General features: G+C 64.3%; 21 protein-coding genes. 17 read left to right on the top strand and 4 right to left on the bottom strand.

Annotated features, from left to right (window positions below):
• Window positions 1-43: 43 nt before the first annotated feature.
• The 4 genes from ABZO33_RS16140 to ABZO33_RS16125 all read left to right on the top strand — a co-directional run bounded on the left by ABZO33_RS16140 (window position 44) and on the right by ABZO33_RS16125 (window position 3,296).
• Window positions 44-364 carry a hypothetical protein gene (locus ABZO33_RS16140; protein ID WP_414536855.1) on the top strand — a complete coding sequence of 107 codons (321 nt, stop codon included), beginning with the start codon at window positions 44-46 and terminating at the stop codon, window positions 362-364.
• A 21-nt stretch (window positions 365-385) separates the two neighbouring features.
• Window positions 386-1,534: a PQQ-dependent sugar dehydrogenase gene (locus ABZO33_RS16135; RefSeq protein ID WP_401109350.1), complete on the top strand. Its 1,149-nt coding sequence runs from the start codon at window positions 386-388 to the stop codon at window positions 1,532-1,534.
• Between the two features lie 65 nt (window positions 1,535-1,599).
• Entirely contained in the window at window positions 1,600-2,700 is a 1,101-nt protein-coding gene (gene zapE / locus ABZO33_RS16130; RefSeq protein WP_414536854.1) for a cell division protein ZapE, read from the top strand.
• A gap of 11 nt (window positions 2,701-2,711) precedes the next feature.
• Window positions 2,712-3,296 carry a DinB family protein gene (locus ABZO33_RS16125; protein WP_414536853.1) on the top strand — a complete coding sequence of 195 codons (585 nt, stop codon included), beginning with the start codon at window positions 2,712-2,714 and terminating at the stop codon, window positions 3,294-3,296.
• Window positions 3,297-3,303: 7 nt separating this feature from the next.
• Here ABZO33_RS16125 and ABZO33_RS16120 read toward each other — a convergent pair whose 3' ends face one another.
• On the bottom strand, window positions 3,304-3,672 hold the full coding sequence (locus tag ABZO33_RS16120) for a CesT family type III secretion system chaperone (protein WP_414536852.1): 369 nt from the start codon (window positions 3,670-3,672) through the stop codon (window positions 3,304-3,306).
• Between the two features lie 375 nt (window positions 3,673-4,047).
• Here ABZO33_RS16120 and ABZO33_RS16115 point away from each other — a divergent pair, with 375 nt between their 5' ends.
• Genes ABZO33_RS16115 through ABZO33_RS16055 form a run of 13 tightly spaced genes read left to right on the top strand, consistent with a single transcriptional unit; the run spans window position 4,048 to window position 11,232 of the window.
• The gene (locus ABZO33_RS16115) at window positions 4,048-4,809 is read left to right on the top strand and encodes an AraC family transcriptional regulator (protein WP_414536851.1); all 762 of its coding nucleotides are present in this window, start codon (window positions 4,048-4,050) and stop codon (window positions 4,807-4,809) included.
• A 24-nt stretch (window positions 4,810-4,833) separates the two neighbouring features.
• On the top strand, window positions 4,834-5,271 hold the full coding sequence (locus ABZO33_RS16110; protein ID WP_414536850.1) for a CesT family type III secretion system chaperone: 438 nt from the start codon (window positions 4,834-4,836) through the stop codon (window positions 5,269-5,271).
• Window positions 5,259-6,824, top strand: a complete 1,566-nt coding sequence (gene sctC, locus ABZO33_RS16105) for a type III secretion system outer membrane ring subunit SctC (RefSeq protein ID WP_414536849.1) — start codon at window positions 5,259-5,261, stop codon at window positions 6,822-6,824. Before ABZO33_RS16110 ends, sctC begins: the two co-directional genes overlap by 13 nt.
• A gap of 1 nt (window position 6,825) precedes the next feature.
• Window positions 6,826-7,728 carry an FHA domain-containing protein gene (locus tag ABZO33_RS16100; protein WP_414536848.1) on the top strand — a complete coding sequence of 301 codons (903 nt, stop codon included), beginning with the start codon at window positions 6,826-6,828 and terminating at the stop codon, window positions 7,726-7,728.
• Complete coding sequence (locus tag ABZO33_RS16095; RefSeq protein ID WP_414536847.1) at window positions 7,718-7,915, top strand: EscE/YscE/SsaE family type III secretion system needle protein co-chaperone; 198 nt, start codon at window positions 7,718-7,720, stop codon at window positions 7,913-7,915. Before ABZO33_RS16100 ends, ABZO33_RS16095 begins: the two co-directional genes overlap by 11 nt.
• 1 nt (window position 7,916) lies before the next feature.
• On the top strand, window positions 7,917-8,177 hold the full coding sequence (locus ABZO33_RS16090) for an EscF/YscF/HrpA family type III secretion system needle major subunit (protein WP_414536846.1): 261 nt from the start codon (window positions 7,917-7,919) through the stop codon (window positions 8,175-8,177).
• Window positions 8,178-8,179: 2 nt separating this feature from the next.
• A complete protein-coding gene (locus ABZO33_RS16085; RefSeq protein ID WP_414536845.1) occupies window positions 8,180-8,530 on the top strand; it encodes a YscG family type III secretion system chaperone in 351 nt (116 codons plus the stop codon).
• On the top strand, window positions 8,527-8,754 hold the full coding sequence (locus ABZO33_RS16080; protein ID WP_414536844.1) for a hypothetical protein: 228 nt from the start codon (window positions 8,527-8,529) through the stop codon (window positions 8,752-8,754). Before ABZO33_RS16085 ends, ABZO33_RS16080 begins: the two co-directional genes overlap by 4 nt.
• Complete coding sequence (gene sctI, locus ABZO33_RS16075; RefSeq protein ID WP_414536843.1) at window positions 8,751-9,089, top strand: type III secretion system inner rod subunit SctI; 339 nt, start codon at window positions 8,751-8,753, stop codon at window positions 9,087-9,089. The genes ABZO33_RS16080 and sctI overlap by 4 nt, the downstream gene beginning before the upstream one ends.
• A gap of 7 nt (window positions 9,090-9,096) precedes the next feature.
• Window positions 9,097-9,831, top strand: coding sequence for a type III secretion system inner membrane ring lipoprotein SctJ (gene sctJ / locus ABZO33_RS16070; RefSeq protein WP_414536842.1), 735 nt, complete (start codon window positions 9,097-9,099; stop codon window positions 9,829-9,831).
• A 2-nt stretch (window positions 9,832-9,833) separates the two neighbouring features.
• Complete coding sequence (locus ABZO33_RS16065) at window positions 9,834-10,448, top strand: SctK family type III secretion system sorting platform protein (protein ID WP_414536841.1); 615 nt, start codon at window positions 9,834-9,836, stop codon at window positions 10,446-10,448.
• A complete protein-coding gene (locus tag ABZO33_RS16060; protein ID WP_414536840.1) occupies window positions 10,427-11,047 on the top strand; it encodes an HrpE/YscL family type III secretion apparatus protein in 621 nt (206 codons plus the stop codon). The genes ABZO33_RS16065 and ABZO33_RS16060 overlap by 22 nt, the downstream gene beginning before the upstream one ends.
• Window positions 11,044-11,232, top strand: coding sequence for a hypothetical protein (locus ABZO33_RS16055; protein WP_414536839.1), 189 nt, complete (start codon window positions 11,044-11,046; stop codon window positions 11,230-11,232). The genes ABZO33_RS16060 and ABZO33_RS16055 overlap by 4 nt, the downstream gene beginning before the upstream one ends.
• A 39-nt stretch (window positions 11,233-11,271) precedes the next feature.
• Here the strand turns inward: ABZO33_RS16055 and sctU are convergent, their stop codons facing one another.
• The 3 genes from sctU to sctS are packed head-to-tail and all read right to left on the bottom strand — an operon-like array spanning window position 11,272 to window position 13,369.
• Window positions 11,272-12,321, bottom strand: coding sequence for a type III secretion system export apparatus subunit SctU (sctU, locus tag ABZO33_RS16050; protein ID WP_414536838.1), 1,050 nt, complete (start codon window positions 12,319-12,321; stop codon window positions 11,272-11,274).
• On the bottom strand, window positions 12,318-13,106 hold the full coding sequence (gene sctT / locus ABZO33_RS16045) for a type III secretion system export apparatus subunit SctT (RefSeq protein ID WP_414536923.1): 789 nt from the start codon (window positions 13,104-13,106) through the stop codon (window positions 12,318-12,320). Before sctT ends, sctU begins: the two co-directional genes overlap by 4 nt.
• Window positions 13,103-13,369, bottom strand: a complete 267-nt coding sequence (gene sctS / locus ABZO33_RS16040) for a type III secretion system export apparatus subunit SctS (RefSeq protein WP_414536837.1) — start codon at window positions 13,367-13,369, stop codon at window positions 13,103-13,105. Before sctS ends, sctT begins: the two co-directional genes overlap by 4 nt.
• Between the last annotated feature and the right edge of the window lies 1 nt (window position 13,370).

Raw genomic sequence — 13,370 nt, 5'->3', positions numbered from 1 at the left:
CTATCCAACCTTCGAGCGCGCCTTTTCGTACCGGAGGTGAAGCATGAATCCCACACTGCCAATCCTGGGCCTCGGCCTGCTGCTGGCGTTGCCACTCCAGGCCGCGCCCTTGGCGCCGCCACTGATTGCCGCCAACGACAGCAACAACCCCTACAACAGCCCGATCATGCGCGCCAACCCCAACAGTCGGCAGGGCAGCGTGCCGGCAACACCGCCCGTGCGCGGCCCGTCCACGCAACCCAATCCGCGTCCGCCCACCCTCGACAACCGTGGTATCGGCAACGGCGAAAACCTGCGCCGCGAGCAGCAGACCCCGAACCTGGAACCCACCCGGCCGCCACGCGATTCACCGCGCGTGCCGTGAGCCCTTGCAAAGGAAGCGAGCATGACCCCACGCACCTGGTTGACCACCCTGGCCGCCGCCAGCCTGCTGCCGTTGCTGGCGCAGGCCGCCGCCGAGCAGCAGTACCCCAGCGAAGAGGGCCGGCTGACCGTCAGCACTGTTGCCGACGGCCTGCGTAATCCCTGGGCGTTGGCGTTCCTTCCCGGCGGCAAGGACATGCTGGTCACCGAACGCCCCGGCAACCTGCGTATCGTCAACGCCGAGGGCAAGGTCGGGCCGCCGCTCTCCGGCGTGCCCAAGGTCTGGGCCGAGGGGCAGGGCGGCCTGCTCGATGTGGTGCTCTCGCCTGAGTTCGCCAAGGATCGAACCGTGTACCTGTCCTATGCCGAGGAGGGCAGCGATGGCAAGGCCGGTACCGCCGTCGGCCGTGGCCAGCTGACCCAGGACCAGTCGCGCCTGGAGAACTTCACGGTGATCTTCCGCCAGCAGCCCAAGTTGTCCGAAGGCAACCACTTCGGCTCGCGGCTGGTGTTCGACCGTGACGGCTACCTGTTCATCGCCCTGGGCGAGAACAACCAGCGTGCCACGTCGCAGGACCTGGACAAGCTGCAGGGCAAGATCGTGCGCATTCTGCCCGACGGCGAGGTACCCAAGGACAACCCCTTCGTCGGCCGCGACAACGTGCGCCCGGAGATCTGGTCGTTCGGCCACCGCAACCAGCAGGGTGCGGCGCTGAATCCCTGGACCGGCAAGCTGTGGACCCACGAGCACGGCCCGCGTGGCGGCGATGAGATCAACATCCCCAAGGCGGGCAAGAACTATGGCTGGCCGATCGCCACCCACGGCATCAACTACTCGTTGCTGCCGATCCCAGAGGCCAAGGGCAAGCACGTCGACGGCATGGTCGACCCGCACCATGTGTGGGAAAAGTCGCCGGGTATCAGCGGTATGGCGTTCTACGACAGCCCCACGTTCAAGGCCTGGGACCACAACCTGTTCATCGGCGCGCTGGCGACACAGGAGTTGATCCGGCTGAAGCTCGATGGCGACAAGGTCGTGCATGAAGAACGGCTGTTGGGTGATCTGAAGGCCAGGATTCGCGACGTGCGGGTTGGGCCGGATGGCTATCTGTACGTGCTGACCGATGCCAAGGATGGCGCCTTGCTGAAGGTGGGGCTGACAGAGGGCTGATTGTCCCTCGCCTGGAGCAAGGTCGGGGGCGCGGGTTTGCCTCGCGATGGCGTACCATGCGCGGCATGACTCCCGAATCCCTCTATCACAAGGCGCTCGCCGAGCGTGGCTTCTTCCCGGACCCGGCCCAGGCAGTGGCTGTGGCTGCCTTGCAGGCCTGCTTCGATGCCCTGCATCAGGGTAAGCCGACGCAAGGCCTGTACCTCTGGGGCCCGGTCGGTCGGGGCAAGACCTGGCTGATGGACCTGTTCCATCGCAGCCTGCAACTGCCGGCCCGGCGCCAGCATTTCCACCACTTCATGGCCTGGGTGCATCAGCGCCTGTTCCAGCTCAATGGCACCGCCGACCCGCTCGCGGCCCTGGCCCGAGCGCTGGCCGAAGAGATACGGGTGTTGTGTTTCGACGAGCTGTTCGTCAGCGATATTGGCGATGCGATCATCCTCGGCCGTCTGTTCCAGGTGTTGTTCGATCACGGTGTGGTGATCGTCGCCACGTCCAACCAGCCGCCTGACCAACTGTACCGCGACGGCTTCAACCGTGAGCGGTTCCTGCCGGCCATCGCCGCCATCGAGCGGCACATGCGCGTGCTGGCGGTGGCGGGGGAGCAGGACCACCGCCTGCATCCCGGCCTGCAACAGCAACGCTATTGGGTCAGCAAGCCGGGGTGGCCGAGCGCGCTCGAGGCGGTGTTCCAGCAGTTGAGCCCGGACGATCCAGGCAGTGATCAGCCGCTGCAGCTTGGCTCCCGGCGTATCGGCGTGCTTCGTCGCAGCAAGCAGGCCATCTGGTGCCGCTTCGGCGACTTGTGCGAGCAGCCCCTGGCCGCCATGGACTTCATGGCCTTGTGCGACGGCTTTGCGGCGATTCTGGTCAGCGGCATTCCGGCGCTGGGTGGCGTCCAGCAGGCCGGGCGCATTGCCCGCGGTACCGAGGACGGGGCCGCCCGCGTCGAGGCCGGTGATCGCCAGTTGCCAATGCTGGCGCCGAAGGATGACAGCGTGCGGCGCTTCATTGCCCTGGTGGACGAATGCTACGACCGTCGGGTGTTGTTGTACCTGGAGGCCGAGGTGCCGCTGGAAGCGCTCTACACTCAAGGGTATCTGGCGTTCCCGTACCAACGGACCCTGAGCCGGCTACGGGAGATGCAACTGCAACGCTTCGCCTGAAGGAGCCGACCATGGAGCCGCTGTCGCATCATCTGCTGACCCAGGCCTACAACAATGGCTGGGCCAACCACCGCCTGTACAAGGCTTGCATGCAACTGACCCAGGACGAGTTCGTCGCCCCCCGCTGCAGTTTCTTCCCGTCGATCAAGGCTACCCTCAACCACCTGCTGACAGTGGACTGGTTCTACCTGGACGCGTTGGAGTGCGAGCAGCGCGGCCAAACGCCGGACCCGGACGGTGAGCGCTTCTTCCAACCCGAGCAGCCTTTCGCCACCTGCACCGACCTGCAGGCCCAGCAGGCCCAGGCCGACCAGCGCCTGATCGCCTATTGCCGGCAATTGCGCGACGACCAGTTGCGGCGCTATGTGAGCATCGTGCGACCGGACCGGGTGCAACAGGAGCAACGTTTGCGCTTGCTGTCACACCTGTTCGAGCACCAGATCCACCATCGCGGCCAGGTCCACGCGATGCTCAGCGACACGGCGATCAGGCCACCGCAGCTGGACGAATTCTTCTGCGAAGAAGAGGCCTCACTGCGATCCGCGGATTTTGCCGCGCTGGGTTGGAGTGAGGCACAGGTCTGGGGGCAGCGCTGAGCGGCGCTCAGGCTGTTTTGTCACCCACCAGATCGTGGGCGGCCTGCACCAGTTGCTCCAGCTGGTGATGCACCATGGCGCGGTCCAGCTGCACCAGGGGCTGGCGATTCCACAGTATTTGCATGTCGGTGAGCGGGTCGACACCGATCACAGGCTTGCAGGTGTCCTGGCAGAACAGGTTCTGTTCGCCCCAGCGTATGTCGTCGATTGCGGGCAGTTCGATGAACATCAGCAAGTGGTCCGCCGGGTGCTCGGTGACATTGCACACAAAAGAACCCACCCGCAGGCTGATCACCGGCTCGAAGGTCAATGGGGGCTCCAGCTTCAGGGCAGCGTACAGCTGGGTCAATGCATAGTCATAGTTCGTGCCTGACATGGCGAGCTCTCGATCAAAGGGCTTGCCACGGTAGTCAGTGCATATCCTGCAAGATACCGGGTGTAGTCGCCATTTTTTAGCTGCTGGACTTGCTGCTGTTCGGCCACGGCGTACTTCGCATTGCCTTACAGGTCTGATGAATTTCCTACAAGTGATGGCGAATAGCCTCCCCTTTGGTGAGGACAATCCCTGCGTTCATTCGTGGGAAGGCGCCGTAGTCTGTGCCTCTGTCTGCATCGCCGAGGCAAGGGCTGCACGGTCATTCGAATCTTGCACGATCTGCCGCCCGACGATGCGTAAAGGGTCCTACGGGAAGCAGGGCCTCGCGTGATAGGGATTTCTCCAGTTGAGGGCTGGTGTGTGCAAGGTCGGCAGTTGGATGTTGTCGGGGCGGGGTTCGCGTCCCAGGGGCACGAAGGCTTCTACGCAGTGGTGGCGGGTGAGCTGGCGCTTCGCGAAAAGGACGACATCATTCACCTAAAGGCAGGCGAGCTGCTGTTCGTCAAGCGTGGCACCTACCTGGTGGCGACCCAGTGGCAGGCATGCGAAGTGCTGTGGTTGCCGCTGGACGTGAACTTCGTGCAGGCGTTCGTTCAGCGCCATGGCAAAGACCTTGCGCACCTCGAACGCCGTGACGAGGTGGGCGTGAACACCCTCCGGCTTCGACCCTGCACGATGGCACAGGAGTGCGTGATTCGCCTGTCGGCGCTCGGTGGCGAAGGCACTTCGTCGATGCTGGCGATGCTGCGCCTGGAGGAGCTGTTATTGCTGCTCATCTTCGGGCCGCAGGGGCGCAGCTTGCTGGCGGCATTGCGGCAACAGGGCAACCGCAATGTCGATCGGCTGCACGCATTCATGGAACAGCACTATCTGCGCGAGTGGCACCTGGACCAGTACGCCCAGGCCTTCGGCCTGGGCCTGACGGCGTTCAAGAGTTTGTTCAACACCCTCTACAACTGCTCGCCACGGGCCTGGATCACCGAGCGCAGGATCGTCCACGCGCACCATCTGCTGCTTAACACGCGCATGAGCATTGTCGACATCGCCATGGAAAGCGGCTTTTCCAGCCAGTCGTATTTCAGCCAGAGCTACCGCCGGCGGTTCGGCCGTACCCCCAGCGATGCTCGCCGTGGCTGACAACCTTTCTGCCCCTGAAGCTGCATGGACGATGCCCGCATGAACACACTTTTGAACCGATTGGCCCGACAACTGGGCATGCCACCCTGGCTGGCCAATGAGCGCGGTGACTTCCACCTGTGCATCGAGGGGCACACCCTGTACCTCGAACCGCAAGGCACACAACTGTTGATTCGCAGTTCGCTGTCGTCGCTCGCTGGCCAAGGCGACACACTCGACCCGCAAGTCTTGCGCCGCTTGATGGGCATGCTGACGGTGTGGGCGCGGCACTGTCCGCAGAGGCTGGTGCTTACACCCGCGAGAGAGCCGCTGCTTGAGGCGCAGGTAGATCTGCCCCAGGCCAATCTTGACACCTTGGATCATGTGCTGGGTGCTCAGGTCGACCTGCTCGCCCTCCTGTGCGAGCAACAGGCTGATCCAGTGCCTGTGACCCACAGAGGCGCTCGCGTATGGTTGCCTTGAGGTCGCTTGCCGCCGGCTTGACGGCGCTGCTGGCCAGCCTTGCAGCCCAGGGCGAGCCACTGGATTGGCCCCAGGAGCCGTTCCACTACGTTGCCCAGGGCGAGAGCCTGCGTGACCTGCTGGGCAACTTCGCCGCCACCTATCAGGGGGCGGTGGTGGTCAGCGACAAGGTCAGGGACCAGGTGAGCGCCACGTTCGAGCAGCCGGACCCGGAGGCGTTTCTCGAACAGGTCGCCGTGCTGTTCAACCTGGCCTGGTACTACGACGGCGCGGTGCTCTATGTCGACAAGTCCAGTGAACTACAGACCCGCCTTGTCCACCTGGACAAAGTGCGCGAGCCGCAATTGCGCGCCGCCCTGCAGGAGGGTGGCGGCTGGACGTCGCGCTTCGCCTGGCGCGCCGCGGCGGGTGGACGGCTGGTGTATGTCTCGGGCCCGCCGCGTTATCTCGACCGTGTCGAGCAGACCGCCAAGGCGCTGGAGCAGCAGGCTGTGTTGCAAGACGAACGCGGTGGCAGCCTGAGCGTCGAGGTGATCGCGCTCAGGCATGCGGTCGCCGAAGACCGTGAAATCGACTACCGCGACCAGAAGGTGGCGGTACCCGGCGTGGCCACGCTCCTCTCTCGGGTGCTGACGAACGCCGATGTGCGGGCGGTCGAAGGCCAGGCTGTGGCGCAGGAGGCGCCAGTACGCTCCGGTCAAGCCGTTGTCCAGGCCGAAGCATCGCTCAATGCCATCATCGTGCGTGACCACGCCGAGCGCATGCCCATGTACCGGCGCCTGGTGGCGGCGCTGGACCGCCCGGCGGCACGCATCGAGGTTGGGCTGACGATCCTCGACATCAACGCGGAGCATCTGGCTGAGCTGGGGGTGGAGTGGCAGGTCGGCATTGGCACTGGCAAGCACCAGCTGATCGACATCCGCACCAGCGCAGGCCTGGCGCAGGGGGCGCTGGCCGGCAGCCTGGTCGACAGTCGGGGTGTGGACCGGCTGCTGGCCAAGGTGATGCTGATGCAGGGAGAAGGGCGCGCCCAGGTGGTGTCGCGGCCGACCTTGCTGACCCAGGAAAACACCCTGGCGGTGCTCGACCACAGCGAAACCTATTATGTCCGGGTGCTGGGCGAACGCGTCGCCGAGCTCAAGGCGATCACCTACGGCACTCTGTTGAAGATGACCCCACGCCTGATCCGCAGTGCGGACCGGCCGGAAATCAGCCTGAGCCTGCATATCGAGGACGGTAGCCAGAAGCCAAACAGCACGGGCCCCGATGGCATACCCACGATCAGTCGCACGGTCATCGACACGCTGGCCCGGGTCGACCTGGGGCAGAGCCTGATGATTGGTGGCATCCACCGCGACGAGACGAGTGAAAGCCTGCGCAAGGTCCCGCTGCTGGGAGACATTCCGTTCCTGGGGGCGTTGTTTCGCTATCAGTCCAGCAGCACACGCCGATCGGTTCGGCTGTTCCTGATCGAGCCGAAGCTGATTGATTCTGGGCTTGCAAGTGTCGGCAATGGCTTGAAGGCAGGCCCTGCCCGTGATGAGCGCTCTTGAGATGAGTTGCAAGCTGCGGGTCTACAGTGGCCTGAATGCGGGGGCCGAAGTGTCCCTGGCGCCCGGCCGGGTGGTCATCGGCGCCGACCCGGCGCAAGCCGATCTGGTGCTGGTGGACGCGGGGATCGCCGCCATTCACCTGGTGCTGATGGTAGAGCCTGGCGGAGTACGCCTGCTGGAATGGGGAACCACCGAACCGCCTACACAGGCCGGGGTGACGGTAGCCGCGGATGTCGAGTTGCAAGCACTGGCCATTCAGCGTTGTGGCCCGTTGTGCTGGGCATTCTGTACAGAAGGCGAGGTATTTGCCGAGCGGCTTCCCGAATCGGTATCCCGGCCTGGATTGCGGGCTGGCTGGTTCATGATCCCGGGCGCCGGTTTGCTGCTGTTGCTGGCGCTGCTCACACGATTGCTGATTCCAGAGGCCGAAGCCCAGGGCACAGCGGGCACAGCCGATCCCCAGGTCGTGCCACACAGCCTGCCCGTTCCACAGGCCCGGACGCGGCTGGCGCAACTGCTGCGCGAATGGCGACTGGAGGATGCGCTGACCCTGGAGGACCGCGGTGACACCCTGGTACTGCGTGGGGCACTGCAGGGCAGCCAGCATCAGGACTTCCTCAACCTGCAACGCCAGTTCCGCCGGGCATTCGGCGAGCATCCGCTGTTGAAGCTGGTCGATGAGGGCAGGGCACCTGTACCCGGGAAACTCGATTTCCCGCTGCGCGCGGTGTCACTGGGGCGCGTGCCCTACGTGACGCTGACGGACAACCGCCGCTATCCGGTAGGCGCGCTGATGCCTTCCGGTATCCGCATCCTGGCGATCGATGGTCAGGCGATCACATTGCGCAAGGGCAGGCAGGACTACTCGATCAATCTGAAGGAGCCCCCCGTCGATGATGGATGAGCTGTTGCAGGAAACACGTGACCCACTAACGCGCGCCTGGATGTACAGGGTGCTGGAGCAAGCGCGGCAGGCCCGCGCCGAGCAGATGTCGCGCCCCTTGCCGCCCACGGCATTCCAGGCGTTGCACGACGAGCGAACGGCCCTTGAAGCGGCCTTGAACATCCTGGAAAAACTGAAGGAACATTGAAATGACAGGCATCAGCAGCGGATTCCACGACGGCAACAGCAACACCATGGACATGGTCCACGACGGCATGGTCAAGCAAGCGCGAGAGGCCAACAAGGCCGTCCTCGAGTCGCTCAGGAAACTCAACGAGAAAAGCGACGACCCCGCGTTGCTGGCCGACATGCGCCACCGTTCGAACATCTGGTCCAACGTGTTCCAGGTCGATGCGACCTTGGGCCAGACCTTCAAGAACACCATCAGCAGCATCCTGCAGAAGTTCTGAGCATGGAGTACTCGGTGAATAATCTGATGGCGCGCCTGGGCTTGCTGGGTGTTGAGCACCATCACCATGACGAAGCGATGGCGATTGCGCGCTGGCTTGCCCGGCAGCCGCAAACCATGGAAGCCGCCTGTGCGATACGCATCGCCGGCCTGATGGGGGCGGGACGCTGCGAGGAGGCCCTGGCAGAAGGCAATCAGGCGCCCTGGCCATCCCTCGGCCCGTGGCTGGCGCTGTGCGAGCGCCAGCTGGGCTACATGGCGGCGCTGGAACGGCGGCTTGAGCGCATGGCGCAGAGCGAGGATTGCGATCTGATCCGATTTGCCGAGTGTATGCGTGCCCAGGTGGTGGCATGAACGGGTTGACCATGTTGCTGACGAGTGCGCAAACAGCTTCGATCCCGCAGCCCGCTCCTGCGGCTCGGGACGCTGCTGCATTTCAGGCCTGCCTGATCGAGCAGGCGCCAGGCGCCCCGGAGCATATGCGGGGTCCGGCAGTGGCAGAGCAACAGCGTCTGCAAGTGCTGGCCATGGCGATGGAGCTGCTCAACGATTCCTTCACAGTGGAGAGCGACACATGAATGGCATTGCCGAGGTGGCCCGTGTGGTCGCCGATCTGCAGTCCCTGGCGGCACCGGACGTCGACTCCCGTCAGGTGGCCGAGTTCGAGCAGGCGCTATCCAGCAGTGCCGGCAGCCCTGAGGAGGGGTTGCTGCACAAGGTCGCACAGCTCGGCCAGCAACATGCCGAAGCCAGGCAGGGCACGCATGCCAGCCTGGTCGCGGGCGTGGGTGATCCGCTGGCATTGATGGATGCCCATTGGGCGCTGATACGCACCAACCTCCAGGTCGAGCTGATTGCCAAGGGCGTGGGGCGCACCACGCAGAACATCGAAACCCTGATGAAAGCCCAGTAGGTGCCCTGTGAAGAATCCATGGCAGTGCTTGCTGCTTGTGACGGTACTGCTGCTGGGCGGGTGCAAGGTCGAGTTGTACCTGGGCCTCGGCCAGCGCGAAGCCAATGAAATGCTTGCGGTGCTGGATGCCGAGGGCATCGATGCGGTGAAGGCGCAGGACAAGGACGGCAAGGTGAAGATCCTGATCGGCGAGGCCGACATCGGCCACGCGGTAGCTGCGCTCAAGCGCCAGGGCTATCCACGGGAGATGTTCTCCACGGTCAGTGATGTGTTCCCCCGGGACAGCCTGATCTCGTCGCCGCTGGAGGAGCACGCGCGGCTGACCTATGTGAAGTCCCAGGAGTTGTCGCGCACCCTGTCGGAAATCGATGGCGTGCTGGTGGCGCGGGTGCATGTGGTGTTGCCCGAGCCCCGCGACAGCCTGCGGGCATCGGCCCGTGCGGCTTCGGCGTCGATCTTCATCAAGCATGCGGCGGACGCTGCGCTGGACCTGTACATCGGGCAGATGAAACAGCTGTTGAGCAACAGCATCGAAGGCCTCGACTACGACCGCATCAGTGTGGTGCTGGTGCCTTCCACGCAGGCTCGTCAGCTGTGGCCTGGGGAGCGTCATGCAACGCTGTTGTCGATTCACGTACTGGAGAGTTCGCGCCTGCGTCTTCTGGGGCTGGTCGGGGCTTTGCTGGGAATGCTGGTATTGAGCAATCTTGCGCAGTACCTGTGGTGGCGCCAGCGGGCATGAGCATGACCCCGTTTCAGCTTCGCTACTGCCCAGCGCGTTACCTGCACCAGGCTCATTGCCCTGAACCGTTGCGGCAGGTGGCCCAGGCCTTGCCACACTGGCGTGGGGACAGTTCGATCAATGGTTGGTTGCTGTCGGCGCTGGACCTGGCCGAACCCTTTGACATACCGGAACGGCTGGGTGGGCTGGCCCTCTATCCGCAGCCAGCATTCGAACGTGTTCTGGCCACTGTTGGCGGGTTGTTGCATGGCCAGGCCATCGTGCGACTGCTCGACCGGGCCGGCCAGGCGCGCTTGCGTCAGGCGCTCGGCGACCAGGGCCGGCGCTATTGCCTGGAGAAATGGCGGCTGATCATCGGCCCATGGCCACCAGGCTGGCAGCAGGCGCTGCCAAGCGGCGCGCTGGACGTGGAATTGCCCGTGCAGGGCCTGGCGTTCTGGCTACAGGCCTGCGGTGGAATCGATCCCGGTTTTGCCCGGCGCCTGGCCCTGCGGCTGCCTGGCATCGGGGCATTGCCGACCTGGCCGATGAGCGACGACCAGCGCGCCCTGGCGCGCACCCTTTGCCTGAAAGTGGCCCGAGACAGGAGCCCGGAATGTTGCCATTTATTGAACTGAATGATTGCCGGCCGATGGTCGAACCAGGCTGTACCGTGTTGCGCGGCGCTGACTACCAGCGTTTTCTTGAGGCCGCTGCCTTGATCGAAAGCGCCCGCCAGCGGGCCAGCGACATCGATGCCCAGGCTGATGCGGTGCTCGAGGCGCAGCATCGACTTGGGCGGGAGGTCGGGCTGGAAATGGCCGCGGTCGAGCAGGCGGCGCTGGTGCACAGTGTGCGATTGCGCTGTGACGAATTCTATCGCCGGGCCGACCGGCAGATGAGCGAGGTGGTGTACCAGGCGGTGGCCAAGGTGCTGGGGGCATACCCGGACATCGAGCTGACGCTCGCGGCCACACGTCAGGCGTTGGCGCAGGTTCGCTCACGGGAGGAGCTGATCCTGCACGTGCACCCTGACCAGGTACTCGAGGTGCGACTGCGTATCGATGAAATACTCGAGCAGTATCCCGACACGGGCCCCCTGGAAATCTGCGCTGATGCTCGGCTTGCACGCGGCGGTTGTCGGCTGGAAACCGAAGGCTGCGTCATCGACGCCAGCATCGAAGGGCAGTTGAGCGCTTTGCAGCGAGTGTTGTTGCAAGGAGCTGGATCCGCATGAGCCCGCTCGAACATGGCCATGAGGCGGTGCTGGCCGCCGCTTCGCGGGTCATCCGCAATGACCAGGAGCGCGATGCGCAGCTCCTGGTCTTCTGGGCGCAGCTTCGTCAGCCTGCTCGACCGTCTGTGCGGGAGGACATCTTGCCCGTGCGCCGGCCATTGCCGCAGCGTGGGATCTTGGTGTAGCACTTGGCCCCCAGGCCTGCAGAAACAAGCAAAACCTATTCAGACCGGCGTCTTCTCTTGCGCCTGCAACCAGCGGATCACCTCGGCGACCGGCTGTATCAGCTCGCCGGGGATGTATTGCTCCTCCAGGCTGTCGGCGAACAGCGCCCGGGCCAGGGGGATGCGTTCCAGCACAGGCACGCCTTCTTCCTCGGCGATCCGGCGCACCCGCAGGGCCTGCTCGTCGGTGTACTTCAGGGTGACCAGCGGCAACGGGGTTTCCCCGGCCTGGTAGCGCAGGCCCACGGCGATGTGGGTCGGGTTGGTGACGATGACCGACGAACGCCTGACGTCCGCCCGCAACGTCCCTTGCTGCAGTTCACGGTGGCGTTTGCGGCGCTCGCGCTTGAGCTCTGGCGCGCCTTCCTGCTCCTTGTGCTCACGCTTGACCTCATCCTTGCTCATGCGCAACTGCCGGTGATGCTGCCTGCGCTCCAGGCCGTAGTCGACCGCTGAAATCGCCATGAAACCAACGGCACAGACGCCGATCAGCTGGCCCAGCAGGCTGCCCAACACGGGCAGGATGCAGGCGATGCCGCACAGTGGTACCCGCAGCAACGCGTGCAGGTTATCGCTGAGCAGGCCGAGCACCAGTGCGCCGAGCAACAGCACTTTGAGCGAAGATTTGCAAAAGTCGAGCAGGTTCCTGACCGAAAAGATTCGCTTCAACCCCTCTGCCGGGCTGACCTTCTTCAGGTCGGGTGAGAGCGATTGCGTGCTGAAAACCCAACCGGTCTGCAGCAGGTTGCCCGCGCTGGCGGCAATCAATGTGGTCAGCAGGAACGGCAGGGTGAGCCACAGCAGTGCGTGCAGCAACTGCTGCAGCATCACCTCCAATGCCTGGCGAAACGGCAGGTGGAGCAAGGGCTCGGGCAGCAGCATCAGCGCTCGCAGGTGTCCGAGGAAATAGTCGGGAAAGCCCAGGGGCAATACGGCCAGGCTCAGGATCAGCACGCTGGATACCAGCTCCTTGCTCTTGACCACCTGGCCGTTACGTCGTGCATCGCGCAATTTGGCGCGGGTGGGATGTTCGGTCTTCTCCGCGCTCATGGCTGCTCCAGCAAAGGGCCGAGCAGGCGTACCGCGTACAGCGCGCTGAACACCTGATCCTGGGCCTGCTCCATCAGCAGGTACAGGTAGGGCACCAGCAACGCGCTGCAGACCAGGCTCTTGACCGGCATGGACAGGATGAACACGTTCAGCGTCGGGGCGAAACGGCTGATGAGTGCCAGGCCGAACTCGGCGAGGAACATGGCGATCAGCAGGGGGGCGGCGAACAGTATGCACAGGGTCATCAGGTAGCCGAACTGGGCCAGGAAGAACGCGTTCCACTGGTCGCTGATCTGAGGGTAATAGCTTGCCACCGGCCAGCTGGCGTAGCTGCCCAGCAATGCGCCGAGCAGTCCCAGGAAGGCGCCACCGGTGAAGAACAGGGTGACCAGGGTCTGCAGCAGCAGCGCTCCGGTGGGGCTGGTCTGGCTGCCCAGCAACGGGTTGAGGATGGACGCCAGGGTCGCGCCGCGTTGGTTGTCGATGAGAAAGCCGCAGGCCTCCAGTGCCCAGAACGGGATGCACACGACGAAACCGAGCAGCAAGCCGAGCAGCACTTCCTTGCCGATCAGCAGCCCCAGTTGCAGCCCATCCAGGCCTGGCGGCAGCGTGCCCGCCACGCAGGGGTAGATGAACAGCGCCAGCGAGCACGCCACACCATTGCGTACCAACGCGCCGCCCAGTACCTGCTTGCCGAGGATCGGCAGCACGATGAAGCAGCTGAACAGCCTGGGCAGGATCAGGCTGAAGTTCAGCAGGGCCTGTTCAAGCGCCTGGACAGTCATCGCACCCACAACACTCGCTCGAGCACCAGGTCGGTGTAGCGGTAGAGCTCGCTGCCCATCCAGTCGGCGGTGACGAACAGGGTAACGACCACCGCGACCAGTTTGGCGACGAAGCCCAGGGTCTGTTCCTGCACCTGGGTCAGGGCCTGGACCAGCGACACCAGGGTGCCCACCACCGCGGCCATGAGCACCGTCGGCAGTGACAGGATCAATATCAGCCACAGCGCCTGGCTGGCGAAGTGCAGGACTTCGGTACTGCTCATC

It is taken from the genome of Pseudomonas sp. CAM1A, assembly GCF_047501685.1.
GTDB lineage: Bacteria > Pseudomonadota > Gammaproteobacteria > Pseudomonadales > Pseudomonadaceae > Aquipseudomonas.
The sequence above is the reverse complement of the archived record's forward strand: the minus strand, read 5'-3'. Positions and strand labels throughout refer to the sequence as shown.